Below are 26,908 nucleotides of genomic sequence, written 5' to 3' on the forward strand. Positions count from 1 at the left end.
TTACCTCAGGAAATGTGTGAATGTCGTTGGTGAAGATCGGTTGAGATTTGCTGCATCATCGGGCCGTTGAGACGGCATTTGAGCAGGCACAGCGCCAGCGCGAGATGGAAAATTGCGGGTACGATGCTTTGCAGCAGGGTGATGACCTGAATCGATGCCGCGGTCTGGTTTTCCAGCCCCGGTCGATAGGCCACCATAATCAGAATCAGGCTGATAATGCCGCCGGAAGAGGCCCAGGAGAGCTTGATAAAAAAGAGGTTGAAGGCGAAGTTCATGCCGGATGAACGAACGCCGTTTTTCCATTCACCGTAGTCATCGGCAAAGGCCATAATGGAGAAGTGCAGCGGCAGGGTGAAACCCAGCACCACGTTGTTGATTAAGATACAAACCAGCCACAGGGCCTGGTACTGCGGCCCGGTCGGCAGAAAGTACATGGCGATACCGAAGACGACCAGCGCCAGGTTGGTGTAAAAATACAGTTTCACCATATCAAAGCGGCGGGAGAGGGGATTGACGATAATCGCCCCGGCAATGGATGCCACGGTCACTACGCCAAAAAACAGCGACATAAACCCGGCGCTGCCCTGCAGGACATAAGAGATAAAGTACATGTAGCCGCCGCCGCGAATACACAGAATGTTTACCAGCAGGAAGGACATCACCAGCATCATCAAGAGCTGATCGTTTTTACGCAGCCCGGCCAGATGTTCGCGCAACGTAAAGCTGCCCGCCAGCGATAACGGTACGCGCTCTTTGACCCAGAAGAAGCACAGCAGAAACATCACCACGCCCACGGTACACAGTACCGTTACGCCGTATTGGTAGCCTTTTGCCAGGTTGCCCTGCCCAAAGACCTCCACCATCCACGGTAATCCTACCGCGACCAGGAAACCCGCAATGCCGCTTAATACAAAGCGCCAGGACTGACAAGACATCACCTGATCGTGTCGATTAGTCACTGCGTTAATCAGCGCACAGTATGGAACGTTGTTAGCGGTATAGCCGATGGAGAGCAGGAAGTAGGTGCCAAAGGCCCAGGCAATTTTCGCGTTTGGCCCCATATCCGGCACCGTGAAAGTCAGAATGCCGATTACGCCGAGCGGTACTGCGGTCCACAGTTGCCACGGACGAAAACGGCCCCAGCGGCTGCGGGTACGATCGGCAATCACGCCCATCACCGGGTCAGAAACGGCATCGAAAATACGCAGAACAAAAAACATCGCCCCCACAATGGCCGGGCTTAAGCCAAAAACATCGGTATAGAAAAAGAGCAAAAAGCCGCTTATCAAATCTGAGATGCAGTGCCCGCCGGCATCGCCTAATCCATAGCCTATCTTTTCGCGGGTCGAAAGCGTCTCGCCCGCGTCAATTGTCTGTACATCAGTATCCAGGTTATCAGCAATTGTCATAACCAATCCTCGAACAGGGGGATGATTTAAAGAGTCATTACGGCTTATCTCTGACAGTTTTTACTAAACAAGTAACGGCGGTGAGCATAGATCTGCTATGGAGAATTGGTATATGGCGTGTTTCTTTCTCTGTGAAAATGATCGTGATTTTTACTAGAAAAATATTATTAATAGTGATTTTAATCACAAATGCAGGGTGGAGGAGCACGATTAGCGGTTCTGCTAGTGACTCTGTGGGGAAATTACGTATTGTTAATCGTCTGCTGTGAGAGTGATATGCTTACGGCTAATGGAATCAGACGTCGACTGAAGAACGCGTGACAGGTGCAAACAAACGGAATGGCGAAAAAGACCCGAATTAAAGACATTGCAGCGGCATGCGGTGTTTCTATTGCTGCGGTTTCCCGGGCGCTGAAAGGGCAACCCGGTCTTGGCGAGGAGACGCGTCAGAGAATACTGACGATTGCGCAGGCTGAGGGCTACGATTTTGGCCGTTTGCGTAGCGGTCGTATTAAACGCTTACTTTTTTTGCTGCATCGCGAACACAATATCGCCAGCGCGTTACCTTTCTATTCCACGGTGATGCTCGGCGTGGCTGAAGCTTGTCGGGAAAATGACATTGCGATGAGTTTCTTACCCATCGGACCGGAAGACTCGGTGGCGGAGATGATTAACCTGCACCAGCCCGATGCGCTTATCTGCGCCGGTTATCTGGAAGCTGAAATACTTGCTGAATTGCGGAAGCTGGCATTGCCTGTGGCGCTGGTGGATCTGTGGGCCGCCGACTTTCCTTGCGTCAACCCGGATAATTTTCATGGCGGATTTATTGCTACACGTCACTTGCTTGAACAGGGACGCAAGCGCATTGCATTTCTTGGACATTCGCAACGACATTACAGTATTCGCCAGCGTGTAGAAGGGTATCAGCAGGCGCTGTTTGACGCCGGACTCTCGCTTCCTGAGGAATATCAGGTTGAAGCGCCGCCGGTCAAAAATATTGAGCAGGCGCTGATTGAGGGGATGGACAAACTGCTGGCGCTGGCCCAGCCGCCGGACGCGATTTTTGCCTATAACGATATTGCCGCGCTGGTGGCGATGCGGGTCTGTGCGCGCAAAGGAATCAGGGTGCCGGAAGATATCGCCATTGTTGGATTCGATGATATTGATGCAGCGGCCTGGGCGCATCCGGCGTTAACCACCGTTGCGGTTGATAAGCGCGAGCTTGGACAGGATGCGTTTCGTTTGCTGCTCAATGAGCAAGGGGAACGAAATCTGCTGCAGCCGGTTCGTCTGGTGGTTCGTGAAAGCTCGCTCAGTTCAGCGCCACATTCACAGTTGCGCCCGACGCCGTAATCCGGCAAAGTCTCGCCATTACGACGAAAAGGCTCTCACAGTGAAACGACTCATCATTGGTATTTCTGGCGCAAGCGGGGCAATTTACGGCGTGCGCCTGCTGCAGGTTTTACGTGACGTTAGCGATGTGGAAACCCATCTGGTGATGAGTGCCGCTGCCCGGCAGACACTGGCGCTGGAAACGGACCTCTCTGTACGCGACGTGCAGGCCCTGGCGAATGTTAATCACGATACGCGCGATATCGCCGCCAGTATCTCCTCCGGTTCTTTTCAGACCGCCGGAATGGTTATTCTGCCGTGTTCAATCAAAACGCTTTCTGGCATCGTTCACAGCTACACCGATGGACTGCTTACCCGTGCGGCAGACGTGGTGTTAAAAGAACGTCGCCCGTTGGTGCTGTGCGTGCGTGAAACGCCGTTGCATCTGGGTCATCTGCGGCTGATGACGCAGGCGGCGGAAATTGGCGCGGTGATTATGCCGCCTGTCCCGGCATTCTATCATCGCCCTCAAACGCTGGATGATGTGATTAATCAAACGGTTAACCGCGTACTTGATCAGTTTGATATCTCCCTTCCGCAGGATCTGTTCACCCGCTGGCAAGGGGCGTAAGCCGTTCCATCAGCGTGCAAAGAAACATCCGTTGCCCTGTTTCAGGGCAATTTTGTAACCGCGATCATATCCTCAACATTTAATTCGTTAAAACTCAACGAAACGCTGCGGTTCAACCGTCAGACCTGCTATCTTCAAAATCAGGACATTATTGCAACGTTTTATTAACATATTTAACGTCGAATATCCTCATCGGCGCGAAAATGGCATAAGACCTGCATGAAAAAGTCTGCAAACACACAACACAACGTAAAACATAATAAAATTACGCCACTTGAGGGTTATGTATGAAGAAGACGGTTCTTGCTTTGTCTTTGCTGGTAGGACTCTCCGCCACCGCGGCCAGCTACGCAGCACTTCCGCAGACGGTTCGTATTGGTACAGATACAACGTACGCACCTTTTTCCTCTAAAGATGCCAAAGGCGACTTCGTCGGCTTTGATATCGATCTGGGAAATGAGATGTGTAAGCGCATGCAGATCAAATGTACCTGGGTTGCCAGCGACTTTGATGCGCTGATCCCGTCGCTGAAAGCGAAAAAAATCGATGCCATCATCTCCTCGCTTTCTATCACCGAGAAGCGTCAGCAAGAGATTGCATTCTCAGACAAACTTTACGCTGCAGACTCACGTCTGATCGCCGCGAAAGGTTCCCCGATTCAACCGACTCTGGACTCCCTGAAGGGCAAGCACGTTGGCGTCCTGCAAGGCTCGACTCAAGAAGCCTATGCCAATGACAACTGGCGCAGCAAAGGCGTGGACGTGGTGGCCTATGCGAACCAGGACCTCATCTATTCTGACCTGACGGCGGGCCGTCTGGACGCGGCGTTGCAAGATGAAGTCGCGGCCAGCGAAGGCTTCCTGAAGCAGCCCGCTGGTAAGGACTACGTCTTTGCCGGTCCATCAGTAAAAGATAAAAAATACTTTGGCGACGGAACCGGGATTGGCTTACGCAAAGATGATGCAGAGCTGAAAGCCGCTTTCGATAAAGCGCTGGGCGAACTGCGCAAAGACGGCACCTACGACAAAATGGCGAGCAAGTATTTTAACTTCAATGTCTACGGTGATTAATACGCCGCAGCGGGGAATTGACTGCACCATTGCGGGTAACCATTACGGTGCATGATAAATTCAGTGCACTGTTTTGGTGCTTTTATCGCTGACTTAATAAGCATGAGTGCATACTTAAGCGCTTTTCATGCAAATAAATACCGCCGACAGGGTAGAATGCTTTGCCTTGTCGGCCTGATTAATGGCACGATAACTGCACCTGGTCCTGTAAAGATCCCCTATAAAAGACAGTCTGTTGAGGATAGTTATGAAAAAACTGGTGTTGTCTCTTTCTCTGGTTCTGGCTTTCTCCAGTGCTACCGCAGCATTTGCAGCCATTCCGCAAAAAATTCGTATCGGCACCGATCCTACTTATGCGCCGTTCGAATCGAAAAATGCGCAGGGTGAATTAGTCGGTTTTGATATCGATCTGGCTAAAGAGCTGTGCAAACGTATCAATACACAATGTACCTTCGTGGAAAACCCGCTGGACGCGCTTATCCCTTCGCTAAAAGCGAAGAAAATCGATGCCATCATGTCCTCGCTTTCCATTACTGAAAAACGTCAGCAGGAAATCGCCTTTACCGACAAGCTTTATGCAGCCGATTCGCGTCTGGTTGTCGCTAAAGATTCTGCTATTCAGCCGACCATTGAGTCGCTGAAAGGCAAACGTGTTGGCGTGCTGCAGGGCACGACTCAGGAAACGTTCGGCAACGAACACTGGGCGCCAAAAGGCATTGAAATTGTCTCCTATCAGGGGCAAGACAATATCTATTCTGACCTGACTGCCGGGCGTATTGATGCCGCATTCCAGGATGAAGTCGCAGCCAGCGAAGGCTTCCTGAAGCAGCCAGTTGGTAAAGATTATAAATTCGGCGGCCCGTCTGTGAAAGATGAGAAGTTGTTCGGTGTGGGTACCGGTATGGGACTGCGCAAAGACGACAACGAGCTGCGCGAAGCGCTGAACAAAGCCTTTGCCGAAATGCGAGCTGACGGTACTTACGAGAAGCTGGCGAAAAAGTACTTCGATTTTGATGTTTACGGCGGTTAATCACCGCAGGTGCTGATAAAGCCCGTAGATTTTTGACGCGTTGAATTTATGCCTGATGGCGCTGCGCTCATCCGGCCTACGTTGATTTGTAGGCCGGATAAGGCAAAGCCGCCATCCGGCATTTAACGGTGAGTCTGAAATCAAAAGAGGCTTCTTACTTCACCACACACAACAGGACAGGCAGCATGTTGTATGGCTTTTCAGGTGTTATTTTACAGGGCGCAATTGTTACGCTCGAGTTGGCACTCAGCTCGGTGGTACTGGCGGTTCTGATAGGCTTAGTCGGCGCGGCAGCAAAGCTGTCGCAAAGCCGGGCGCTGGCGCTTATATTCGAAGGGTACACCACGCTTATCCGCGGCGTGCCCGATCTGGTCTTAATGCTGCTCATTTTCTACGGATTACAAATCGCGCTGAACACCGTTACCGATGCCATCGGTATCGGCCAGATTGATATCGATCCAATGGTCGCGGGTATCATTACGCTCGGGTTTATCTACGGCGCCTATTTTACCGAAACATTTCGTGGCGCATTTATGGCCGTGCCAAAAGGCCATATTGAAGCCGCGACGGCATTCGGTTTTACCAGCTCACAAATATTTCGCCGCATAATGTTCCCGGCGATGATGCGCTATGCCTTACCGGGAATTGGCAACAACTGGCAGGTCATTCTTAAGGCCACGGCGCTGGTATCGTTGCTAGGACTTGAAGACGTGGTGAAAGCCACTCAGCTTGCCGGGAAGAGTACCTGGGAGCCATTCTATTTTGCCGTAGTGTGCGGGGTCATCTATCTGGTGTTTACCACTGTTTCTAATGGTGTGCTGCTGTACCTTGAGCGCCGCTATTCCGTGGGTGTGAAGAGGGCTGACCTGTGATCGAGATTATTCAGGAATACTGGAAGTCCCTGCTGTGGACCGACGGATATCGCTACACCGGCGTTGCTATCACCCTGTGGCTTCTGATTTCATCAGTGGTGATGGGCGGGATACTGGCGCTGTTTTTGGCAATTGGTCGTGTTTCCAGTAATAAATTTATCCAGTTCCCTATCTGGCTATTCACCTATATTTTTCGTGGGACGCCGCTGTACGTACAGCTACTGGTGTTTTATTCCGGGATGTATACGCTGGAGATAGTTAAAGGCACGGATTTCCTCAACGCGTTTTTCCGCAGTGGGCTGAATTGCACCGTGCTGGCGTTGACGCTGAACACCTGCGCCTATACGACGGAGATCTTCGCCGGGGCCATTCGTTCCGTGCCCCATGGTGAGATTGAAGCCGCGCGTGCTTACGGGTTCTCGTCGTTTAAACTGTATCGTTGCATTATTTTGCCTTCCGCGCTGCGTATTGCACTGCCGGCTTACAGCAATGAAGTGATTTTAATGCTGCACTCCACGGCGCTGGCGTTTACCGCAACGGTGCCTGACCTGTTGAAAATCGCCCGTGATATCAACTCGGCAACGTATCAGCCGTTTACCGCATTCGGTATTGCCGCTGTACTGTATTTGATTATTTCGTATGTCCTGATCAGTCTGTTCCGTAGAGCGGAAAAACGCTGGTTGCAGCATGTATCCTCTAAATGATTCGAGTAACACGATGTCTGAAAATAAATTAAACGTTATCGATTTACATAAGCACTACGGCGAACATGAAGTGCTGAAAGGGGTATCGCTGCAGGCCAACGCGGGTGATGTTATCAGTATTATTGGCTCGTCAGGTTCCGGTAAAAGTACCTTCCTGCGCTGCATTAACTTTCTCGAGAAACCGAGCGCCGGGTCGATTGTCGTCAGTGGCCAGAATATTGGTCTGGTGCGCGACAAAGACGGTCAGCTTAAGGTTGCAGATAAAAATCAGCTGCGCCTGCTGCGTACGCGACTGACGATGGTCTTTCAGCACTTTAATCTGTGGAGCCACATGACGGTGCTGGAAAACGTGATGGAAGCGCCGATCCAGGTGCTGGGGCTGAGCAAGCAGGAAGCCCGCGCACGTGCGGTGAAGTATCTGGCTAAAGTGGGCATTGATGAGCGCGCACAGGGCAAATATCCGGTGCACCTGTCCGGTGGTCAGCAGCAGCGCGTCTCCATTGCCCGCGCGCTGGCGATGGAACCGGAAGTGTTGCTGTTTGATGAACCCACGTCGGCGCTTGATCCGGAACTGGTGGGCGAAGTGTTGCGCATCATGCAGCAACTGGCCGAAGAGGGAAAAACCATGGTGGTCGTGACCCACGAAATGGGTTTTGCCCGTCATGTCTCCACGCACGTGATTTTCCTGCATCAGGGGAAAATTGAGGAAGAGGGCGACCCGGAGCAGGTATTCGGTAATCCGCAAAGCCCACGTTTGCAGCAGTTCCTCAAAGGTTCGTTGAAGTAAATCACCTGCCCGGAGGCGCTACGCTTTCCGGGCTTACAATTTTAGCGCGTCGCGCTCCAGCCGAAACACCCAGTCGTCGTAGGCGATGCCGTCAATCTCATATGCTTTTTCCAGCACCTGCGTACGCACAAAGCCCGTTTTTTCCAGAATCCGCACTGAGCTCTTATTCTCCGCAAGTGCGTAAGCATTTATCGCCGTGACGGATGTCTGCTCGAAGGCATACTGGCACACCGCGCGTACGGCTTCGCTGGCAATACCTTTCCCCTGAGCCTGCGGCATAATGGCGTAGCCGAGGTCGGCCTCGTGCGGGTACAGGTGACTGATTTGCAGGCCAATATCGCCGAGCGGCGTGGGGTTGTTATGCTCGCGGATGACGAAAGTGTGCTGTGCGGCAAGGCGTCTGGCGAATAACAGACGCGTATCTTTCGCTGGGGCGATATCGCCCATATAACGCATGACGTCAGGACATTCACGTAGTCTCTGGAAAAATGACCAGTCAGAAAACTGAAACAAAGAGAGGGTAAGTCGGGGAGTCGAAATTATCGCCATAACGTCGCCATTGCGGATATCTGGTCTATAACCTTACCACCGCAACGGCGACTGTGAATAGCGCTTAAGGGTTATCGAATGACATCCGCCAGCGCTTCTTCTAAATCGTACCAACGAAAGGCGAAACCAGACGCTTCCAGGCGTTTTGGCAACGCCCGCTGCCCGCCGAGAACCAGCACTGAAGACTCACCCATCAGTAGACGCATTACGCTGGCGGGAACGCGCAGAATGGCAGGGCGGTTCAGCGCGTGGCCCAGCGCATGGGCAAACTGCTCATTGTGTACCGGATAGGGTGAAACCATATTGAAGGGACCGCGCAGATCGTTATTCAGCAGCCAGATAATTCCGTTGACCATATCATCAACATGGATCCAGGCCATATACTGCCGTCCGTTGCCAATGGGGCCGCCTAAGCCAAGACGAAACGGCGGGACCATTTTTGCCAGAATACCGCCAGCAGAGGCCAGTACCACGCCGGTACGCAGCATACACACGCGAGTTTTATCGCTCTGCGCAGTGCTGGCAATTTGCTCCCAGCGGGCGCACAGCTTGTGGGTAAATTCGTTATGCGGCGGCTCTTCTTCCGTGACCACAACTTCGCCCAAATCACCGTAGTAACCGGTAGCGGAACCGGAAATGAGCACCGCGGGCGGCGTCTCGCTGGCATTGATTAAATCGACCAGCTTCTGCGTAATACCCCAACGGCTCTGGCACAGGCGTTCCTTTTGCTGTGCGCTCCAGCGCTTATCTGCGATAGGCTCTCCGGCAAGGTTAATCACGGCATCAACATCATTGAGGTTTTGCCGCTCAGCCAGGCCTTTGGACAGCGTGACCCGGGAGCCGAGGATCTGACGCGCCTTATCAGGGGAACGTGTCACTACGGTTATCTGATGCCCCAGTTCCAGCAGGCGGGGGATCAGATGACGTCCAATCAGGCCAGTACCGCCGGTAATCAGAATCTGCATGTCGCCTCCCGGGTTACGTTTAGCGCTGCCAGCTCAGCGTCATAGACACTGAGTCGGCGTAACGCAATGCGTGAAGTTTATCTATCTCCACTTCAGCATAAGTGACCCAGTGATGTTCGCGTGCGATATCGAGCACATCTTGAGTTAATTTTTCCAATAATGAGAAGCGGTTACCTTCCACGTGGGCAATGATGCTCTTGGTGATAGTGCGATAATTCAGCGCGTCGTTGATATCTTCGCTGGCACGGGCTTTGTCTGCCGGATAGTGAATGGCAATGTTGATGACGATATCCTGGCGGTTAAGGATCTCCTCTTCTTTGATGCCGATAAAGGTGCGCAGACGAAGGTTTTTTATACGAATAATAGCGTCAGGTTGTGACATTGCAGGTTTCCTCCATGTATGAACCTTTGCATGATACACGAGAACCGATTCGCGTCACCGCTTCTCACTCTGTGCTTGCTGCATGGCGCGTTCCGTAGCGGGACGCGTACGGATGCGTTCGTGCCAGTTATTAACCGCCGGATAGTTGTCGAGGTCGATGCGCTGACGCTGATGGGCGTGGATCCACGGCCAGCAGGCAATGTCGGCAATGCTGTAGTGATCTCCTCCCAGCCAGGGGGACGTTTCCAGGCGTTTATTCATCACGTTGTACAGGCGCTGGGTTTCTACCTGGTATCTTTCAATGGCGTAGGGAATCGTTTGTGGGGCGTAGTGGCTGAAATGATGATTCTGGCCCAGCATGGGGCCCAGCCCGCTGACCTGCCAGAACAGCCACTGCAGCGTGGTGTGGCGCTCACGCAACTCACCGCTCAGCAGCTTACCGCTCTTTTCCGCCAGATAGAGCAAAATTTCTCCGGACTCAAACAGGCTGATAGGTCTTCCTCCGTCCGCCGGGGCGCTGTCGATAATGGCCGGGATTTTATTGTTCGGCGAGATCTGCAGAAAGTCAGGGCGAAACTGGCTGCCTTTACTGATATCGACATGAATCAGACGGTATTGCAGCTGCGCCTCTTCAAGGAAAAGCGTGATTTTGTGACCGTTTGGCGATGGCGTGTAATAGAGATCGATCATTTTCAGCGTCCGTTTTGTCATGAACCGGGTCATAACAAGTATAGAGCCTGTTGGCGTGCGTGAGTTTTCATCAAGTGACAGCGAGAGAAAGACTCTATATTTTGAAGGCAAGCCAATACACTTCAGAGGACATTATGAGCAAATCTGCAATTACGCTGTGGTCAGATGCCAATTTTTTCTCCCCTTACGTGCTGTCTGTTTATGTCGCTCTGCAAGAGAAAGGGCTGCCTTTTACGCTGAGAACCGTTGATCTCAACAGCGGTGAACACTTGCAACCTTCATGGCAAGGCTATGCGTTGACGCGCCGCGTGCCGGTTCTTGAAATCGACGGTTTTGAGCTGAGCGAATCATCAGCGATTACTGAGTTCCTGGAAGAGCGCTTTGCGCCACCGCAGTGGGAGCGTATTTACCCACACGATGTGCAAAAGCGCGCGCGGGCGCGTCAGGTTCAGGCGTGGATCCGCAGCGATCTAATGCCTATCCGTGAAGAACGATCAACGGATGTGGTTTTTGCTGGCGTGAAGAAGGGGCCATTAAGCGACGCGGGAAAAGCCAGTGCGGAAAAACTGTTCGCTACTGCGAGCAGTTTACTGAGCCACGGTAAGCAGAATTTATTTGGCGAATGGTGTATCGCTGACTGCGATTTAGCGCTAATGCTTAATCGTCTGGTCCTTAACGGCGATGAGGTTCCGCAGGCGCTTGCAGAATACGCCGCCTTCCAGTGGCAGCGCGCTTCTGTCCAGCGTTTTATCGCGCTTTCGGCAAAGCGTTCCTGCTGAAAAACGGGGCGTAATCCAGTATCATTACAAGGTAATTTTCAACGAGGAGTGAGTGATGAAACTGATGTTCGCATCGGACATTCATGGTTCGTTGCCAGCCACGGAACGCGTACTCGAACTGTTTAGCGCAAGCGGTGCGCAATGGCTGGTGATATTGGGTGATGTTTTAAACCATGGGCCGCGTAATGCGCTACCCCAGGGCTATGCGCCAGCGCAGGTTGCAGAGCGGCTGAATGAGCAGGCCGCGCGAATTATCGCGGTGCGTGGCAACTGCGACAGCGAAGTGGATCAGATGCTCCTGCATTTTCCGATGACCGCGCCGTGGCAGCAAATTCTGACCGAAAATCAGCGGCTCTTTTTGACGCACGGGCATCTTTTTGGTCCGCAAAATATGCCGGCGCTCAACGCAGGAGATGTGCTGGTTTACGGGCATACTCATCTGCCGGTCGCTGAGCTGCAGGGGGATGTTTACCACTTCAATCCCGGCTCGGTAAGCATCCCGAAAGGGGGCTTTGCGGCAAGTTACGGGATTCTGGATGATAATGTTCTCAGCGTAATGGCACTCAATGATCAAAGTGTTATTGCACAGGTCGAGATTAATCCGTAATTTACCCCACAAACATAAACGCGCCGTAAGAGCGCCAGAAAAAAGAAGGTTTCCTGATGGTGGAACAGCGTCGTTTGGCAAGTACGGAATGGGTGGATATTGTGAATGAAGACAACGAAGTCATTGCACAATCCAGCCGGGAACAAATGCGGGCGCAACGCTTACGCCATCGTGCGACGTATATCGTTGTGCACGATGGTATGGGCAAAATTCTGGTTCAGCGTCGCACTGAGACAAAAGATTTTTTGCCCGGCATGCTGGATGCCACCGCAGGCGGTGTCGTGCAGGCTGACGAGCAGTTACTGGACTCAGCGCGCCGTGAAGCGGAAGAGGAACTGGGGATTGCGGGTGTGCCGTTTGCCGAGCATGGGCAGTTTTATTTTGAAGACCAGAACTGTCGCGTGTGGGGCGGGCTGTTTAGCTGTGTCTCCCACGGGCCGTTTGCGCTTCAGGAAGAAGAAGTGAGTGAAGTTTGCTGGCTGACGCCGGAAGAAATTACCGCGCGCTGCGACGAGTTCACGCCGGACTCACTGAAAGCCTTGGCGCTGTGGATGACCCGCAACGCCAAGAATGAATCGCTGAAAGAAGAAGAAACGGAATAAGACGTTAACCGTTACCGCAACGCTAAAACTCGTTGCGGTAGCGATATTTATTACGGATGAGTCAGAGTGATGACCGTCGGAATATTAACCGTTCCTCCGGTTAAGGCGCTTCTTTCGATAATCGCAAGGTGGGCAGATAGATTTAATGTTCCGTTGCCCGATGCGTCATAATTTAAATACCGGGAGTCAAGCGTCACTGCTTTCGTCAAATCTAAGCCAGAAAGGTAATCTGCTCCGCTAGATGTCAGTATATAACCTAATCCCACGCCAACACCCTTGGCGCTGCCGCTGGTATTGACCAGCTTATTATCTTTTACCTGGTTGCTGGAAAGATTTATCACCAGACTCGGGTTGCCGTAGCAGTTTTGCAGCTTTATTGAAAAGGGCGTTTCATTAACTGTGTCCCAGGCATATAAGTCCTCCACCGTTGTCTGCCCCAGATTGACGACTTCTTCTGCTTTAAATGCGCCGCACCCGGCGGTAGTAATGGTTACCGGTCCGTTTAAATAAACATCAATTTGCCCTCCGGCGGTGGAACTGTTGGTCACTTCGCCTACTTTTTGTCGGGTGGCAAATACCTGCTTGCCGGCTGCCTGGGCCGGGTCAAACTCGGCGGTGGTGTAGAATGTCAGCGTAAAGGTCGCGGTGGCATTCATCAGCAACTGTGCGCTTGAGTTGTTTGCACAACCCCAAACGCTTGCAGGTTCAGTCTGGTTCACGCTACTGTCGTTGGACATATAGATGGGCATTTTTTCCCAGCCGGTCCAGTAGCCAGCAGGCGGCGTTAAATTTGCGGCTAGGGTAAAGTAGAGACCGGGAATGGATTTATCGACTAATGAACCTTTATTGTTGTTAGGGTCCATCGGGTAGGATACGTTGTCAACGCGCGTAAAAATAACTTTAATGCTTTGTTTATTTTCGTTTTTCCCCCAGTAGGAAATCCCGGTGCTATTGGTTTTTACCAGAACGTCAGCGGTACTCGGCAAATAGCTTTGTCCGCTGGCGGCGATATTGATATCTGCATCAATGGTGGCATTTTGGTCGGAGGTATTGCCAATCATAAACGTACAGCCTGCTGCCCATACCGCACGTAAAGGGGCGATAAGCAGCATTAGCATAATAAGTGTATTTCGCGTCATGATGTTTTTATAAGAGTGAATTGAGAGAGTAGGGTAACATGGCGGTTTTTCAAAAATCTATTGATGAAGTCTTATTTTATGATTTTATAAATATAATTTTTGTGAATACTTTAATTTAATACATACCGATGATTGTATTTTATAATGTTATTAGCGAGGTTGTTTTATTAAGCAATGATAAATATCGGAAGCGTGACGAATGCTTCCGATATTAAATATAGATAAAAATTAAATTAATGGTAACCCATTATCTGTGCGCCGATCACCACCACGCTGGACATAATAAACAGCAGTCCCAACAGCGTGGCGCCAACCTTCAGCCAGTTTCGAAAATCCACCCGGCAAACGCCTAACGTTGCCATCAGCGATGCCGACGTTGGATAGATAATATGACTGAAGCCGTCGCCAAACTGGAAGGCCAGCACGGTGACCTGACGGTTTACGCCAACCAGATCGCCCAATGGCGCTAATAACGGCATGGTCAACGCGGCCTGACCAGAGCCGGAAGTCACAAAAAAATTAAACACCGCCTGGAACAGCAGCATAAACCACGCTGCGATGGCGTTATCCAGCCCGCTAATGCCGTTGGCAATGCTGTTTAGCAGGGTGTTTAGCACGCTGGCTTCGCCCGCCTCACCGTTGCCGACCAGCAGTAATATGCCTTTAGCAAAACCGACCAGCAGAGCAGGGGCAATCATCATGCGCGCCCCCTCGGTAAACGAGGAGGCCATGACGTTGACCGTCATGCCGTTGAGCCGAAAGACCACGCCGATAATGCCAATCACCAGCCCCATGGTGAAGAACTGGCTGGCGATTTCCGGAATAAACCACGCGTTGACGATAACGCCCCAGACCACCCAAATCATCACCGCTGTCAGCACCAGCAGCACCAGCCAGTCGCCGAGCGTGAAGCGTCTTTCCACAACCTCGTCCTGCTGCTCGCGAAAGAAGCGGTCGGACTCATGAACCCGGGACAATAGCGGATTCTTTTTGATGCGCGCCGCGTAGGCCAGCGTGAAGGTCAGGCCAATCATCGTGGCAATGACCCACACCACGATGCGCAGACCGGAACCAGAGAGCACCGGCACGCCCGCAATACCCTGCGCGACCACCACGCAGAACGGGTTCATCCACGAGCTGGCAAAGCCAATCTGAGTCGCGATATAGGTAACCAGCACGGTGGTGATACTGTCGTAACCCAGGCGCACCATCAGCGGAGCAATGATAATGGCAAAGGCGACGGCCTCTTCCCCCATGCCAAACACCGCGCCGCCTAACGAGAAAAGAATAAACAGCACCGGGATAAACAGGACTTCGTTCCCGCGCGTATGGCGGATCAGCGCCAGGATGCCGTTATCGATGGTTCCGGTACGCATAACGATGCCGAATGCGCCGCCAATCACCAGCATAAACATAATAATGCCGACGGCGGTGCCGAATTTCGATCCGGAGGTTAACCCTTCAAATGGAAAATTCATCAGGCCCGGGCGTTCATCACCGGTGGTGAAAAACTGCACCCGGTGATACTGCTCTTCACCCGCGTCGTTGGTCAGAATTCGAAAAGAGTGGGGGTCGACCACCTTACGGGTTTTGGTTTGTCCATCAACCTGATACTGCACTTCCTGACTGTCGAACATCCCGACGGGAACAACCCATGTCGCCAGACTGGTTAAAATGGCGACGAAAAAAATAATCACCAGCGTATCGGGCATCGCCCATTTTCTGGCTGGCTGTGATTCTGTTACTGCTGACATGAAAGACTATCCCTGTTGCAATGCAAAAGAGAGTAAGTATGCAAACAGGAGAATAGTTATTCATTGATGCAGCGCATCCTGACAAATGTTTCAGAATACGCCACAGGGAAAAACAGAGATAAAAAAACCGGAAATATCATCTATTTCCGGTTTGATAAGCACAGGTATTGCCGGATAAGACATCCGGCACACGCGGCAGATTACTGCTGCTGTTGGGAAGACTGGATCGCGGTCAGAGCGATGGTGTAGACGATATCGTCTACCAGCGCGCCACGAGACAGGTCGTTCACCGGCTTGCGCATACCCTGCAGCATCGGCCCGATGGAGATCAGGTCGGCAGAACGCTGTACCGCTTTGTAGGTGGTGTTACCGGTGTTCAGATCCGGGAAGATGAACACGGTAGCGCGACCTGCAACCGGAGAGTTCGGTGCTTTGGATTTTGCTACGTCAGCCATAACAGCGGCGTCATACTGCAGCGGACCATCGATCATCAGGTCAGGACGTTTTTCCTGCGCCAGACGAGTCGCTTCACGCACTTTCTCTACATCGCTACCTGCACCAGAGGTGCCGGTGGAGTAGGAGAGCATCGCTACGCGCGGTTCGATACCGAAGGCAATAGCGGATTCTGCGGACTGAATCGCGATTTCTGCCAACTGCTCTGCGGTCGGATCCGGGTTGATCGCGCAGTCGCCGTAAACGTAAACCTGTTCCGGCAGCAGCATGAAGAACACGGAAGACACCAGGGAGCTACCCGGCGCAGTTTTGATCAGCTGCAGCGGCGGACGAATGGTGTTTGCGGTGGTGTGAACTGCACCAGAAACCAGGCCGTCAACGTCGTCCTGCTCCAGCATCAGGGTACCGAGAACCACGTTGTCTTCCAGCTGTTCGCGGGCAACGGTTTCGGTCATACCTTTGTTTTTACGCAGTTCGACCAGACGAGCAACGTAGCTTTCGCGAACCACATCTGGATCAACGATTTCTACGCCAGCGCCCAGTTCAACACCCTGAGAGGCCGCAACACGAGTGATCTCATCCGGGTTACCCAGCAGTACGCAGGTTGCGATACCACGTTCGGCACAGATAGCCGCCGCTTTAACGGTACGCGGTTCGTCGCCTTCAGGCAGAACAACGCGCTTGCCAGCTTTACGTGCCAGCTCAGTCAACTGATAACGGAACGCCGGCGGAGACAGACGACGGCTGCGCTCAGAGGTCGCGGTCAGGGATTCAATCCAGTCAGCGTTGATGTAGTTAGCAACGTATTCCTGAACTTTCTCAATGCGCTCGTGATCGTCAACCGGAACTTCCAGGTTGAAGCTCTGCAGGCTCAGAGAGGTCTGCCAGGTGTTGGTATTCACCATGAATACCGGCAGGCCGGTTTCAAATGCACGTTCGCACAGCTTAGTGATGCGCGCGTCCATTTCATAGCCGCCAGTCAGCAGCAGGGCGCCGATTTCTACGCCGTTCATGGCCGCCAGGCATGCTGCAACCAGCACGTCAGGACGATCTGCGGAAGTTACCAGCAGGGAGCCTGCGCGGAAGTGCTCCAGCATGTGCGGGATGCTACGTGCGCAGAAAGTCACAGACTTCACGCGACGGGTATTGATATCGCCTTCGTTAACGATGGTGGCGTTCAGGTGACGCGCCATATCGATTGCACGAGTAGCAATCAGATCGAAGCTCCATGGCACCGCGCCCAGAACCGGCAGCGGGCTGGATTCTTGCAGTTTGGCCGGATCAACTTTGATCACTTTCGCTTTGGAAGAGTCGTCGAAAATCTCGGACAGATCCGGGCGAGTACGGCCCTGCTCATCAACCGGTGCGTTCAGTTTGTTAACGATTACGCCGGTGATGTTGGTGTTTTTCGCGCCGCCGAAGCTGCTGCGAGTCAGTTCAATACGCTCGTTCAGCTGTTCCGGGGTATCGGTGCCCTGAGACATCACGAAGACGATTTCCGCGTTCAGCGTTTTTGCGATTTCGTAGTTCAGAGACTGTGCGAACTGATGTTTACGGGTTGGGACCAGGCCTTCAACCAGTACAACTTCAGCGTCTTTGGTGTTCGCGTGGTAGTTCGCGATGATCTCTTCCATCAGCACATCTTTCTGATTGCTGGACAGCAGAGACTCAACGTGGCTCATCTTCAGCGGCTCAGCGGCTGGCAGAGAAGAGTTAGCACGGACGATGCTGGTAGTCTGGTCTGGCGCATCGCCACCGGCACGCGGTTGAGCGATCGGCTTGAAGACGCTCAGACGAACGCCTTTGCGTTCCATTGCGCGGATCACGCCAAGGCTGACGCTGGTCAGACCGACGCTGGTTCCGGTAGGGATCAGCATAATAATACGGGACACGGTTTATCCTCTTTCGTTACCGCCAATTTAGACGGGTTACAAAACAGCACCGCCAGCTAGGCTGGCGGTGTGAAATCAGGCAGTCAGGCGGCTCGCGTCTTGCGCGATAACCAGTTCTTCGTTGGTTGGGATAACCAGCGCAGGACGGGTACCTTCTTTGTTGATGAAACCAGATTTGCCGAAACGTGCGGCCAGGTTACGTTCGTGGTCAACGTCAAAGCCCAGAACGCCCAGTTTGCCCAGAGACAGTTCACGAACCATCGCTGCGTTTTCACCGATACCACCGGTGAAGACAACGGCATCCAGACGACCATCCATCAGCGCGGTGTAAGCACCGATGTATTTCGCCAGACGGTGGCAGTAAACGTCCATTGCACGTTTAGCGTCTTCTTTAGTGGCGTAGTTATCTTCAACATAACGGCAGTCGCTGGTGACTTCGGTCAGACCCAGCAGGCCGGACTCTTTGGTCAGCATTTTGTTGATCTGGTCAACGCTCATGCCCAGGGTATCGTGCAGGTGGAAGATGATCGCCGGGTCGATGTCACCGGAACGCGTACCCATCACCAGACCTTCCAGCGGGGTCAGACCCATGGAGGTATCAACACATTTACCGTTACGGATAGCAGATACAGAACCGCCGTTGCCCAGGTGGCAAGTGATGATGTTCAGCTCATCAACCGGTTTGTTCAGCACTTTTGCCGCTTCCTGAGTGACGAAGAAGTGGCTGGTACCGTGCGCGCCGTAACGACGAACGCCGTGTTCTTTGTACAGGCTGTACGGCAGAGCATAGAGGTAAGACTCTTCCGGCATAGTCTGATGGAACGCGGTGTCGAATACAGCTACGTTTTTGTCTTTCAGATTCGGGAAGGATTTCAGCGCTTCTGCGATACCGATCAGGTGAGCCGGGTTATGCAGCGGTGCGAAAGAGGCGGAATCTTTGATGCCCTGGATAACAGAATCATCGATAACCACGGAGCTGGTGTACTTCTCGCCGCCGTGTACGATACGGTGACCAATAGCGGTCAATTGCGCGGACAATTCTGGTTTTTGTGCCAGAATAGTGTTAACGATAAAGTTCAGCGCTTCACTGTGAGCGGCGCCTGCACCTAAAGCCGCTTCTTGTTTACCGCCGTCCATTTTCCACTTGATACGTGCTTCTGGGAGATGGAAACATTCGGCTAAACCAGAGAGGTATTCTTCACCGTTTACTGCATCGATGATGGCAAATTTCAGTGAGGAGCTACCGCAGTTCAGAACCAGTACTAACTTACTCGACATGGAAGTACCTATTTATGATACGTGGCTAAAAAAACGTCAGGGAGTCATAGAGCGTAGCGCATGATGACACCGACGTTTATGATTAACATCATGCGCCATTGTCTTTTTGGGCACGATGGAATAAATACCTTTGAGTCTATGTCATTTTGCGTATTTTTCAGGCAATGGCATACTATATGCCAATTTGACGACTCAATGATTTTGGACTAAAGGCCTTACAGGCCGGCACAGGATACCTGAATGTGGGTATCAAAGACAAAATGTTTTGAACGATGTCCCTTGTAGTTGTTGTTTTGCACAATTTTTTTAATTTTTATATGTGAAGTTGAGGTAACCGCCATGTCGACACCGGATAATCGTTCCGTCAATTTTTTTAGCTTGTTTCGCCGGGGGCAGCACTATGCGAAGACGTGGCCAATGGAAAAGCGCCTCGCGCCCGTGTTTGTTGAGAACCGCGTGATTCGCATGACGCGTTACGCAATCCGTTTTATGCCACCCATCGCTGTCTTCACCTTATGCTGGCAAATTGCGCTCGGCGGGCAGTTGGGACCGGCCGTGGCGACTGCGCTGTTTGCGCTCAGCCTGCCGATGCAGGGCATGTGGTGGCTGGGTAAACGTTCTGTAACGCCGCTGCCGCCTTCAATACTCAACTGGTTCTACGAAGTTCGGGGTAAATTGCAAGAGGCCGGGCAGGCGCTCTCACCGGTAGAAGGAAAGCCTGATTACCAGGCGCTGGCTGACACGCTTAAGCGCGCCTTCAAACAACTGGATAAAACTTTCCTCGATGATTTGTAATTGACCCCTGATTACGCATATAAAAGAAGGCACAAGATGCCTTCTTTTTTTTCATCGCAGTAGCAGTGATACAGGAGTCCCAAATGGAAATGACCAACGCTCAACGTCTGATTTTGTCGAATCAGTACAAAATGATGACTATGCTCGATCCCACTAACGCCGAGCGTTATCGTCGTTTGCAGACGATTATTGAACGCGGTTACGGCTTGCAGATGCGCGAGCTGGATCGTGAGTTTGGTGAGCTGACGGAAGAAACCTGTCGTACGATTATCGATATTATGGAGATGTATCACGCATTACATGTGTCCTGGACTAACCTTAAAGACGCGCAGGCTATTGATGAGCGTCGCGTGACCTTCCTCGGTTTTGACGCCGCAACGGAAGCCCGTTTCCTCGGGTACGTTCGTTTTATGGTTAATGTGGAAGGTCGTTATACCCACTTCGATGCAGGTACGCATGGCTTCAACGCCCAGACCCCGATGTGGGAAAAATATCAGCGTATGCTGAATGTCTGGCACTCTTGCCCGCGCCAGTATCACCTGAGCGCGAATGAAATTAACCAAATCATTAATGCCTGAGGGGGCGAGCGTGCAGTGCAAAGGTTTTCTGTTTGATCTGGATGGAACACTGGTCGATTCCTTACCCGCGGTAGAACGCGCGTGGTGCAACTGGGCCGATCGTTTTGGCCTCGATCATGCCGAGGTGCTCGGCTTTATTCATGGCAAGCAGGCCATTACCTCCCTGCGACACTTTATGGTGGGAAAATCTGAGGCTGAGATCGCCGCGGAATTCACCCGCCTGGAGCAGATCGAAGCGACGGAAACCGCTGGGATCACCGCGCTGCCGGGGGCGGTTGATTTACTCAACCACCTCAATAAAGCGGGTATTCCATGGGCGATTGTGACCTCTGGATCTATGCCTGTCGCGCGGGCGCGCCACCGTGTCGCGGGGCTTCCTGCTCCTGAAGTGTTTGTCACCGCCGAGCGGGTAAAAAGAGGGAAGCCAGAGCCAGACGCCTATCTGCTCGGCGCGCAGCTTCTGGGTCTTGCGCCACAGGAATGCGCGGTGGTGGAAGATGCGCCTGCCGGAGTGCTCTCAGGACTGGCTGCAGGGTGTCATGTGATAGCGGTCAACGCGCCTGCGGATACGCCGCGTCTGGATGAGGTCGATTTTTCGCTGACCAGTCTGGAACATATTTCTGTGACCAAACAACCCAACGGAAATGTGGTCGTGGTAAGAAATACCTGATCATGATTTAGCCCCAGATTGCTGGGGCTTTTTTATGGCAGAATCGACTCATCCCTCTCATTTAACAAGGATATGTTGTGAACGGTGAATTGATATGGGTTCTCTCATTGCTGGCGATTGCCGTCGTTTTGTTTGCAACTGGCAGAGTGCGTATGGATGCGGTCGCTTTGCTGGTCATTATTGCCTTTGTTCTCAGCGGAACATTGAGCATCACAGAAGCCTTTTCCGGATTCAGCGATCCTAACGTTATTTTGATAGCGGCTTTATTCATTATCGGCGATGGCCTGGTGCGTACTGGGGTGGCGACGGTAATGGGAGCCTGGCTGGTGAAGGTGGCTGGCAGCAGTGAAGTCAAAATGCTGGTGTTGCTGATGATTACCGTCGCCGGGCTTGGTGCGTTTATGAGTTCGACCGGCGTGGTCGCCATCTTTATTCCGGTGGTCCTAAGCGTTTCCATGCGCATGGAAATTTCCCCTTCACGCCTGATGATGCCACTGAGTTTTGCAGGACTAATCAGCGGCATGATGACGCTGGTGGCGACGCCGCCCAACCTGGTCGTCAACAGTGAATTGTTGCGCGAAGGACTTAACGGTTTCAGTTTTTTTAGCGTTACCCCGATGGGGCTGGTGGTCCTGGTGCTTGGCATAATTTATATGCTGCTGATGCGCTTTATGCTCAAGGGGGAAGATTCCGGCCAGCCGGGAGACGGCTGGAAACGCCGGACCTTTCGCGATCTGATTAAAGAATATCGCCTGACCGGGCGCGCGCGTCGCCTGGCGATTCGTCCGGGTTCTCCTATGATAGGCCAGCGTCTGGACGACCTGAAACTGCGTGAGCGCTACGGGGCAAACGTGATTGGCGTGGAGCGCTGGCGTCGCTTTCGTCGCGTGATCGTTGACGTAAACGGGGTTTCTGAGTTTCGCGCCCGTGACGTGCTGCTGATTGATATGTCTGCAGCGGATGTCGATCTGCGAGAGTTTTGCAGTGAGCAACTGCTGGAGCCGATGGTACTGCGCGGCGAATACTTCTCCGAGCAGGCGCTTGACGTGGGGATGGCCGAAATCTCTCTGATCCCTGAGTCGGAATTGATCGGCAAAACGGTACGGGAAATCGCTTTTCGTACGCGTTACGGGCTGAATGTCGTTGGGCTGAAGCGTGATGGTACAGCGCTGGCCGGAGCAGTGGTTGATGAGCCGCTGTTGATGGGCGATATCATTTTAGTGGTGGGAAACTGGAAGCTTATCACGCTGCTTGGACAAAAAGGGCGCGATTTTGTGGTGCTGAATATGCCCGTGGAAGTCAGTGAAGCTTCTCCGGCGCACAGCCAGGCGCCGCATGCGATTTTCTGCCTGGTGCTGATGGTCGCCCTGATGCTCACTGATGAAATTCCCAATACGGTTGCCGCGATCATCGCCTGTCTGCTGATGGGGAAATTTCGTTGTATCGATGCCGAAAGCGCCTATAAAGCGATTCACTGGCCGAGCATTATTTTGATTGTCGGGATGATGCCCTTCGCGCTGGCCTTACAAAAAACCGGCGGTGTCGATCTGGTGGTGAAAGGGCTGATGGACGTCGGCGGTGGGTATGGTCCGTATATGATGCTGGGCTGCCTGTTCGTGCTGTGCGCGACCATCGGGTTATTTATCTCCAACACCGCGACGGCGGTGCTGATGGCGCCAATCGCGCTGGCGGCAGCAAAGTCGATGGGTGTTTCGCCTTATCCTTTTGCGATGGTGATTGCGATGGCGGCATCCGCGGCCTTTATGACGCCGGTTTCTTCGCCGGTAAACACGCTGGTGCTCGGGCCTGGCAACTACAGTTTTAGCGATTTTGTGAAGATTGGCGTGCCGTTTACCATCATTGTGATGGTGGTGTGCGTGGTGATGATCCCGATGCTGTTCCCGTTTTGATTTTTATATGCCGGATGGAGGCTAACATCCTGTCCGGCATATCAAGGTAATGTCGGTGCAAACTTACAATGGTGAATCCTGGCTTATTTCATCTAATGAGAGGTGAAAGCTCGGGACGAATACGTCCATAAAGTAGTCCATCTCCTCGCTGCGTCGCGATTCCAGCGTTTTTTCCAGACGCGTTTTAGCCAGCAGAAACTCGTTGTTACCGGCGGAGAGTTCCTCCAGACACTTCAGATATGCGCACAGGGCATCGGCCTGTTTAACAATCGATCTCTCTTCTTCACTCAAGGCATGTTCATCAATGAGAGGCGCAAAAATATCGCGCAGTTCATCAGGAACCATATCGACCAGCTTTTGCTGGGCAATTTTCTCTATCGCTTTATATTCCTGGGCAATCTGCGAGTTGAAGTATTTCACCGGGGTAGGGAGATCGCCGGTCAACACCTCTGACGCATCGTGATACATCGCCAGTAGGGCAATACGCTCAGCATTCACCTGACCACCAAATTTACGGTTTTTGATCGCGGCCAGCGCATGAGCAACCATGGCAACCTGCAGACTGTGTTCAGACACGTTTTCGGTGCGCACATTGCGCATCAGCGGCCAGCGATTAATGAGTTTCAGACGGGAGAGGTGGGCAAAAAAGTGGCTCTGCTTCATAACGACCCTTACTCAGTGACTTCAGTAACGGTATTTTGCGCAGAGAGTGCTACCGGATGCAAACCCGGTAGCACTTTGCGGGGTTACAGCTGGCGATAACCCGACAGGAAACGCTCAAATTTACTCAACGACATTTCGATATCATCAATTCGCGGCAGCGTAACGATGCGGAAATGATCCGGCCACGGCCAGTTGAACGCCGTTCCCTGCACCAGCAGGACTTTCTCCTGCAGCAGGAAGTCGAGCACCATCTTCTGGTCGTCATGAATGTTGAAGCGTTTAGCATCAATTTTCGGGAACATATACAGTGCGCCGCGCGGTTTTACGCAAGAGACGCCGGGAATGTCATTGAGCAGTTCCCATGCACGGTTGCGTTGTTCATACAGACGCCCACCAGGCATGATGAATTCGCTGATGCTCTGGTATCCGCCCAGCGCGGTCTGAATAGCATGTTGCGCCGGAACGTTGGCACATAAGCGCATAGAGGCCAGCATCTCAAGACCTTCAATATACCCTTTGGCATGTTTTTTCGGTCCGTTCAGCACCATCCAGCCCTGACGGAAACCAGCGACGCGATAGGTTTTTGACAGGCCGTTGAAGGTGATGGTCAGCAGGTCCGGAGCCATTGCCGCGATGGAGTGGTGTTCAGCGTCATCGTAGAGAATTTTGTCGTAAATCTCATCCGCAAAGATGATGAGGTTGTTCTGGCGAGCAATCTCAACAATCTCCATCAGCAGCTCTTTAGAATAAACAGCGCCGGTTGGGTTGTTTGGGTTGATGATGACGATCCCGCGGGTACGCGGTGTAATTTTGGCGCGGATATCATCGAGGTCCGGGAACCAGTCTGATGATTCGTCACACAGGTAGTGAACGGCATTACCGCCGGAGAGCGAAACCGCTGCCGTCCACAGTGGATAATCAGGGGCAGGAACCAGCATTTCATCCCCGCTATTCAGCAATGCCTGCATAGCCTGCACAATTAATTCAGAAACGCCGTTACCGATATAAATATCTTCCACGGTGACGTCGCGCATACCACGGGCCTGGTAATGCTGCATAATCGCTTTACGGGCGGAATAAAGACCTTTTGAGTCGCAATATCCTTGCGCTGTTGGCAAATTGCGGATCACATCCACCAGAATTTCATCTGGTGCTTCAAACCCGAATGGCGCCGGGTTGCCGATGTTCAGTTTCAGAACTTTATTGCCTTCTTCTTCCAGGCGCTTTGCTTCCTTCAGAACCGGGCCGCGAATGTCATAACAGACGTTTTCTAATTTGCTGGATTTTTCAATGGGGGACATGAACGTTGACCTTTTTAGCTGTGAATGCCACTCCCTGCCATGGAAGTCAGCCCAGCACAATGTACTCCCACGGCGGTGAGTTTTGAAGGGTCTTTAGTAGAACATTTTGAAAAGCCATGAAGTTATAATTAACTGTTAACAACTAAATGATGCAATTATCATAGAATAATAATCTGGTTAACTGTATTTTATTAGTTATATGATTTGCCATGACGCTTTGGTTGTGGTGATTTGTCTTGTCAAAAAAAGTTAAGGCTGTAAAGCGAAATGTCACCGACGTCTAAGCTGGATGAGGCAATTCGAAAATACTGAGGTTTTAGCTGCGGGGGGTGTTATCGGTCTGATCCGTCCGTGATACGGTGTAAATCCATTGTTAAGCATAATTAATGAATTGAGGGATTCTTAATTAATTATTATTTAATATTTAAATGGCATCAAATTGAGTGGGCTAATAATAGGGAAACTGCTGCCAGGACATAACACGAATTTGCCTGGAATTATTCACGATAACACTTATAAATATAGTGGTTTTAGGTTAAGATAAGTCCCATGAAATGGTAAGTAGTCTGAATTTTAAGATAATTCAAATGTTGGTTGGTTGTTCCTAACATACTGAAAAGATAGTTCTTAATGTGTAAATTATTGTTCGTTAACTTTTTTTTAAATTTACAAAATTTACATGTTTTCCATAAGTCAGAATCATCCAGCAGCTAAAAATCCGGCTCTTTCTCGTTGCTATATTCCGATGAATATCACGGGTATTAAAATAGCTCAGAAAGAGAATTGTTTCGTTTGTTAAACCAAATACATCCTTATTTTCACTTGGTTACACTAAGCGAAACTGCGAGGGAGGCACATTACAAATGGAGTTGTTTGATTCCAAATGCACAGCATTAACCCGGTATGACCCGCGAGTAAGTGAAAAACTATGATAAATGCAAATCGTCCGATAATTAACCTCGACCTCGATCTGCTGAGAACCTTCGTTGCTGTTGCCGACCTGAATACCTTTGCGGCTGCGGCAGCTGCGGTATGTCGAACTCAGTCTGCGGTGAGTCAGCAAATGCAGCGTCTTGAGCAACTCGTGGGGAAAGAGTTGTTCGCACGCCATGGACGCAACAAGCTACTGACCGAACATGGTATACAACTGTTGGGTTACGCCAGAAAAATACTGCGTTTTAATGATGAGGCATGCTCATCATTAATGTTTAATAATCTTCAGGGAGTGTTAACTATCGGTGCTTCTGATGAATCCGCCGATACCATACTGCCTTTCCTGCTCAACCGTATAAGTTCGGTTTATCCGAAGCTTGCGCTGGATGTGAGAGTCAAGCGTAACGCTTATATGGTGGATATGCTGAAGTCGCAAGAAGTGGATTTGGTGGTTACCACCAACCGACCAGGCGATTTTGAATGTCTGAATCTGCGTACCTCGCCAACACACTGGTACTGCGCTGCCGAATATATTCTGCAAAAGGGTGAGCCGGTACCGTTGGTTCTGCTGGACGATCCGAGTCCGTTTCGCGATATCGTGCTGGCGACATTAAACGCCGCACAGATCCCATGGCGTCTGGCATATGTCGCTTCAACATTACCCGCGGTTCGTGCGGCGGTAAAAGCAGGGCTCGGCGTCACTGCGCGTCCTGTCGAAATGATGAGTCCGGATTTGCGCGTCCTGGGTGCCGCCGACGGATTGCCGCCATTGCCTGATACTGAGTATCTGTTGTGCTGCGATCCGTCCACGCAAAATGAGCTGGCAGAGGTTATCTTTAAGTCGATGCAAACGTATCAAAATCCTTGGCAATACAATCAGTTTACCCCTGAAGGGGGAGATGACTCGCTGATTGTTGAAGGCGACTTTGAGTAACCCGTCACAAAAAACAGTTTTAAAATGTAAGTGTAAAAAAGAGCCGCTGATGCTGAAAGAACATCCAGCGGCTCTTTTTTTATGCAAATATTGCCGCTTTATGTCATTTGCTATACTAAAACTTAACAAAATCAGAAGGTAAAAAAATGGCCTGATGTTAGGCTAAAAAATAATCAGCAGCATTGCTAATTGTTTCCAT

Annotated in this window: 26 protein-coding genes; 15 read left to right on the forward strand and 11 right to left on the reverse strand. The window is 51.6% G+C overall.

Annotation, left to right across the window (positions count from 1 at the left end):
• Positions 1 to 5: 5 nt before the first annotated feature.
• A complete protein-coding gene (locus OGV80_RS21600; RefSeq protein WP_286515741.1) occupies positions 6 to 1,409 on the reverse strand; it encodes an MFS transporter in 1,404 nt (467 codons plus the stop codon).
• Positions 1,410 to 1,748: 339 nt separating this feature from the next.
• Between OGV80_RS21600 and OGV80_RS21605 the strand changes: the two genes are divergently transcribed.
• From OGV80_RS21605 to hisP, 7 genes are all read left to right on the forward strand, one after another.
• Positions 1,749 to 2,762: a LacI family DNA-binding transcriptional regulator gene (locus OGV80_RS21605; RefSeq protein ID WP_213731910.1), complete on the forward strand. Its 1,014-nt coding sequence runs from the start codon at positions 1,749 to 1,751 to the stop codon at positions 2,760 to 2,762.
• A 40-nt stretch (positions 2,763 to 2,802) separates the two neighbouring features.
• On the forward strand, positions 2,803 to 3,372 hold the full coding sequence (locus OGV80_RS21610) for a UbiX family flavin prenyltransferase (protein WP_043017066.1): 570 nt from the start codon (positions 2,803 to 2,805) through the stop codon (positions 3,370 to 3,372).
• Positions 3,373 to 3,659: 287 nt separating this feature from the next.
• Positions 3,660 to 4,442, forward strand: a complete 783-nt coding sequence (argT, locus tag OGV80_RS21615) for a lysine/arginine/ornithine ABC transporter substrate-binding protein ArgT (protein WP_043017065.1) — start codon at positions 3,660 to 3,662, stop codon at positions 4,440 to 4,442.
• Between the two features lie 247 nt (positions 4,443 to 4,689).
• Positions 4,690 to 5,472, forward strand: coding sequence for a histidine ABC transporter substrate-binding protein HisJ (hisJ, locus tag OGV80_RS21620; RefSeq protein WP_003028120.1), 783 nt, complete (start codon positions 4,690 to 4,692; stop codon positions 5,470 to 5,472).
• A gap of 185 nt (positions 5,473 to 5,657) precedes the next feature.
• Positions 5,658 to 6,344, forward strand: coding sequence for a histidine ABC transporter permease HisQ (locus OGV80_RS21625; protein ID WP_043017064.1), 687 nt, complete (start codon positions 5,658 to 5,660; stop codon positions 6,342 to 6,344).
• Positions 6,341 to 7,048: a histidine ABC transporter permease HisM gene (hisM, locus tag OGV80_RS21630; RefSeq protein WP_043017063.1), complete on the forward strand. Its 708-nt coding sequence runs from the start codon at positions 6,341 to 6,343 to the stop codon at positions 7,046 to 7,048. Before OGV80_RS21625 ends, hisM begins: the two co-directional genes overlap by 4 nt.
• Positions 7,049 to 7,061: 13 nt before the next feature.
• On the forward strand, positions 7,062 to 7,835 hold the full coding sequence (gene hisP, locus OGV80_RS21635) for a histidine ABC transporter ATP-binding protein HisP (RefSeq protein ID WP_200005637.1): 774 nt from the start codon (positions 7,062 to 7,064) through the stop codon (positions 7,833 to 7,835).
• A gap of 33 nt (positions 7,836 to 7,868) precedes the next feature.
• Here the strand turns inward: hisP and OGV80_RS21640 are convergent, their stop codons facing one another.
• The 4 genes from OGV80_RS21640 to yfcG form a co-directional block, all read right to left on the reverse strand.
• A complete protein-coding gene (locus OGV80_RS21640; RefSeq protein WP_286515747.1) occupies positions 7,869 to 8,384 on the reverse strand; it encodes a GNAT family N-acetyltransferase in 516 nt (171 codons plus the stop codon).
• 71 nt (positions 8,385 to 8,455) lie between these two features.
• A complete protein-coding gene (locus tag OGV80_RS21645) occupies positions 8,456 to 9,349 on the reverse strand; it encodes a TIGR01777 family oxidoreductase (protein ID WP_286515748.1) in 894 nt (297 codons plus the stop codon).
• 19 nt (positions 9,350 to 9,368) lie between these two features.
• Positions 9,369 to 9,731 (reverse strand): dihydroneopterin triphosphate 2'-epimerase, encoded by a 363-nt coding sequence (gene folX / locus OGV80_RS21650; RefSeq protein WP_043017059.1) that lies wholly within the window; start codon positions 9,729 to 9,731, stop codon positions 9,369 to 9,371.
• A 54-nt stretch (positions 9,732 to 9,785) separates the two neighbouring features.
• Positions 9,786 to 10,421, reverse strand: a complete 636-nt coding sequence (yfcG, locus tag OGV80_RS21655) for a GSH-dependent disulfide bond oxidoreductase (RefSeq protein ID WP_047413416.1) — start codon at positions 10,419 to 10,421, stop codon at positions 9,786 to 9,788.
• A 134-nt stretch (positions 10,422 to 10,555) separates the two neighbouring features.
• Between yfcG and yfcF the strand changes: the two genes are divergently transcribed.
• Genes yfcF through yfcD form a run of 3 tightly spaced genes read left to right on the forward strand, consistent with a single transcriptional unit; the run spans position 10,556 to position 12,409 of the window.
• Entirely contained in the window at positions 10,556 to 11,200 is a 645-nt protein-coding gene (yfcF, locus tag OGV80_RS21660; RefSeq protein ID WP_199994354.1) for a glutathione transferase, read from the forward strand.
• Positions 11,201 to 11,255: 55 nt separating this feature from the next.
• The gene (gene yfcE / locus OGV80_RS21665; RefSeq protein ID WP_181634523.1) at positions 11,256 to 11,807 is read left to right on the forward strand and encodes a phosphodiesterase; all 552 of its coding nucleotides are present in this window, start codon (positions 11,256 to 11,258) and stop codon (positions 11,805 to 11,807) included.
• 56 nt (positions 11,808 to 11,863) lie between these two features.
• A complete protein-coding gene (gene yfcD, locus OGV80_RS21670; RefSeq protein WP_043017056.1) occupies positions 11,864 to 12,409 on the forward strand; it encodes an NUDIX hydrolase YfcD in 546 nt (181 codons plus the stop codon).
• Between the two features lie 50 nt (positions 12,410 to 12,459).
• Here yfcD and OGV80_RS21675 read toward each other — a convergent pair whose 3' ends face one another.
• The 4 genes from OGV80_RS21675 to ackA all read right to left on the reverse strand — a co-directional run bounded on the left by OGV80_RS21675 (position 12,460) and on the right by ackA (position 18,925).
• A complete protein-coding gene (locus tag OGV80_RS21675; protein WP_286515750.1) occupies positions 12,460 to 13,470 on the reverse strand; it encodes a fimbrial protein in 1,011 nt (336 codons plus the stop codon).
• A gap of 311 nt (positions 13,471 to 13,781) precedes the next feature.
• A complete protein-coding gene (gene yfcC, locus OGV80_RS21680) occupies positions 13,782 to 15,302 on the reverse strand; it encodes a putative basic amino acid antiporter YfcC (RefSeq protein ID WP_047409785.1) in 1,521 nt (506 codons plus the stop codon).
• A 200-nt stretch (positions 15,303 to 15,502) separates the two neighbouring features.
• The gene (gene pta, locus OGV80_RS21685; protein ID WP_043017053.1) at positions 15,503 to 17,647 is read right to left on the reverse strand and encodes a phosphate acetyltransferase; all 2,145 of its coding nucleotides are present in this window, start codon (positions 17,645 to 17,647) and stop codon (positions 15,503 to 15,505) included.
• A 75-nt stretch (positions 17,648 to 17,722) separates the two neighbouring features.
• Entirely contained in the window at positions 17,723 to 18,925 is a 1,203-nt protein-coding gene (ackA, locus tag OGV80_RS21690) for an acetate kinase (protein ID WP_043017052.1), read from the reverse strand.
• A 339-nt stretch (positions 18,926 to 19,264) separates the two neighbouring features.
• Here ackA and yfbV point away from each other — a divergent pair, with 339 nt between their 5' ends.
• The 4 genes from yfbV to OGV80_RS21710 all read left to right on the forward strand — a co-directional run bounded on the left by yfbV (position 19,265) and on the right by OGV80_RS21710 (position 22,878).
• Positions 19,265 to 19,720 (forward strand): terminus macrodomain insulation protein YfbV, encoded by a 456-nt coding sequence (yfbV, locus tag OGV80_RS21695; protein WP_003028087.1) that lies wholly within the window; start codon positions 19,265 to 19,267, stop codon positions 19,718 to 19,720.
• 83 nt (positions 19,721 to 19,803) lie between these two features.
• Entirely contained in the window at positions 19,804 to 20,298 is a 495-nt protein-coding gene (locus tag OGV80_RS21700) for a YfbU family protein (protein ID WP_003028086.1), read from the forward strand.
• On the forward strand, positions 20,291 to 20,968 hold the full coding sequence (locus tag OGV80_RS21705) for a sugar phosphatase (protein ID WP_087051296.1): 678 nt from the start codon (positions 20,291 to 20,293) through the stop codon (positions 20,966 to 20,968). Before OGV80_RS21700 ends, OGV80_RS21705 begins: the two co-directional genes overlap by 8 nt.
• A 77-nt stretch (positions 20,969 to 21,045) precedes the next feature.
• Positions 21,046 to 22,878 (forward strand): SLC13 family permease, encoded by a 1,833-nt coding sequence (locus tag OGV80_RS21710; protein ID WP_043017051.1) that lies wholly within the window; start codon positions 21,046 to 21,048, stop codon positions 22,876 to 22,878.
• A 63-nt stretch (positions 22,879 to 22,941) separates the two neighbouring features.
• On the opposite strand, the gene yfbR is transcribed toward OGV80_RS21710, so the two are convergent.
• Both yfbR and alaA read right to left on the reverse strand, forming a co-directional pair.
• Positions 22,942 to 23,541: a 5'-deoxynucleotidase gene (yfbR, locus tag OGV80_RS21715; RefSeq protein WP_003028083.1), complete on the reverse strand. Its 600-nt coding sequence runs from the start codon at positions 23,539 to 23,541 to the stop codon at positions 22,942 to 22,944.
• 83 nt (positions 23,542 to 23,624) lie between these two features.
• A complete protein-coding gene (alaA, locus tag OGV80_RS21720; protein ID WP_003028082.1) occupies positions 23,625 to 24,842 on the reverse strand; it encodes an alanine transaminase AlaA in 1,218 nt (405 codons plus the stop codon).
• A gap of 928 nt (positions 24,843 to 25,770) precedes the next feature.
• On the opposite strand from alaA, the gene lrhA reads away from it, so the two are divergent.
• The gene (lrhA, locus tag OGV80_RS21725; RefSeq protein WP_016153838.1) at positions 25,771 to 26,709 is read left to right on the forward strand and encodes a transcriptional regulator LrhA; all 939 of its coding nucleotides are present in this window, start codon (positions 25,771 to 25,773) and stop codon (positions 26,707 to 26,709) included.
• Positions 26,710 to 26,908: the final 199 nt, after the last annotated feature.

This window comes from Citrobacter sp. Ce119 (assembly GCF_030334525.1).
Lineage (GTDB): Bacteria > Pseudomonadota > Gammaproteobacteria > Enterobacterales > Enterobacteriaceae > Citrobacter > Citrobacter europaeus.

What these genes read in the sequence shown, in the direction of transcription:
- hisJ (WP_003028120.1), top strand. Translation starts at nt 4,690, where the DNA reads ATGAAAAAACTGGTGTTGTCTCTTTCTCTGGTTCTGGCTTTCTCCAGT.
- folX (WP_043017059.1), bottom strand. Translation starts at nt 9,731, where the DNA reads ATGTCACAACCTGACGCTATTATTCGTATAAAAAACCTTCGTCTGCGC.
- OGV80_RS21675 (WP_286515750.1), bottom strand. Translation starts at nt 13,470, where the DNA reads ATGATTGGCAATACCTCCGACCAAAATGCCACCATTGATGCAGATATC.
- OGV80_RS21705 (WP_087051296.1), top strand. Translation starts at nt 20,291, where the DNA reads ATGCCTGAGGGGGCGAGCGTGCAGTGCAAAGGTTTTCTGTTTGATCTG.
- OGV80_RS21600 (WP_286515741.1), bottom strand. Translation starts at nt 1,409, where the DNA reads ATGACAATTGCTGATAACCTGGATACTGATGTACAGACAATTGACGCG.
- lrhA (WP_016153838.1), top strand. Translation starts at nt 25,771, where the DNA reads ATGATAAATGCAAATCGTCCGATAATTAACCTCGACCTCGATCTGCTG.
- yfcE (WP_181634523.1), top strand. Translation starts at nt 11,256, where the DNA reads ATGAAACTGATGTTCGCATCGGACATTCATGGTTCGTTGCCAGCCACG.
- alaA (WP_003028082.1), bottom strand. Translation starts at nt 24,842, where the DNA reads ATGTCCCCCATTGAAAAATCCAGCAAATTAGAAAACGTCTGTTATGAC.
- yfcG (WP_047413416.1), bottom strand. Translation starts at nt 10,421, where the DNA reads ATGATCGATCTCTATTACACGCCATCGCCAAACGGTCACAAAATCACG.
- OGV80_RS21640 (WP_286515747.1), bottom strand. Translation starts at nt 8,384, where the DNA reads ATGGCGATAATTTCGACTCCCCGACTTACCCTCTCTTTGTTTCAGTTT.
- hisP (WP_200005637.1), top strand. Translation starts at nt 7,062, where the DNA reads ATGTCTGAAAATAAATTAAACGTTATCGATTTACATAAGCACTACGGC.
- yfcD (WP_043017056.1), top strand. Translation starts at nt 11,864, where the DNA reads ATGGTGGAACAGCGTCGTTTGGCAAGTACGGAATGGGTGGATATTGTG.
- yfbV (WP_003028087.1), top strand. Translation starts at nt 19,265, where the DNA reads ATGTCGACACCGGATAATCGTTCCGTCAATTTTTTTAGCTTGTTTCGC.
- OGV80_RS21700 (WP_003028086.1), top strand. Translation starts at nt 19,804, where the DNA reads ATGGAAATGACCAACGCTCAACGTCTGATTTTGTCGAATCAGTACAAA.
- ackA (WP_043017052.1), bottom strand. Translation starts at nt 18,925, where the DNA reads ATGTCGAGTAAGTTAGTACTGGTTCTGAACTGCGGTAGCTCCTCACTG.
- yfbR (WP_003028083.1), bottom strand. Translation starts at nt 23,541, where the DNA reads ATGAAGCAGAGCCACTTTTTTGCCCACCTCTCCCGTCTGAAACTCATT.
- OGV80_RS21605 (WP_213731910.1), top strand. Translation starts at nt 1,749, where the DNA reads ATGGCGAAAAAGACCCGAATTAAAGACATTGCAGCGGCATGCGGTGTT.
- yfcC (WP_047409785.1), bottom strand. Translation starts at nt 15,302, where the DNA reads ATGTCAGCAGTAACAGAATCACAGCCAGCCAGAAAATGGGCGATGCCC.
- argT (WP_043017065.1), top strand. Translation starts at nt 3,660, where the DNA reads ATGAAGAAGACGGTTCTTGCTTTGTCTTTGCTGGTAGGACTCTCCGCC.
- OGV80_RS21645 (WP_286515748.1), bottom strand. Translation starts at nt 9,349, where the DNA reads ATGCAGATTCTGATTACCGGCGGTACTGGCCTGATTGGACGTCATCTG.
- OGV80_RS21625 (WP_043017064.1), top strand. Translation starts at nt 5,658, where the DNA reads ATGTTGTATGGCTTTTCAGGTGTTATTTTACAGGGCGCAATTGTTACG.
- yfcF (WP_199994354.1), top strand. Translation starts at nt 10,556, where the DNA reads ATGAGCAAATCTGCAATTACGCTGTGGTCAGATGCCAATTTTTTCTCC.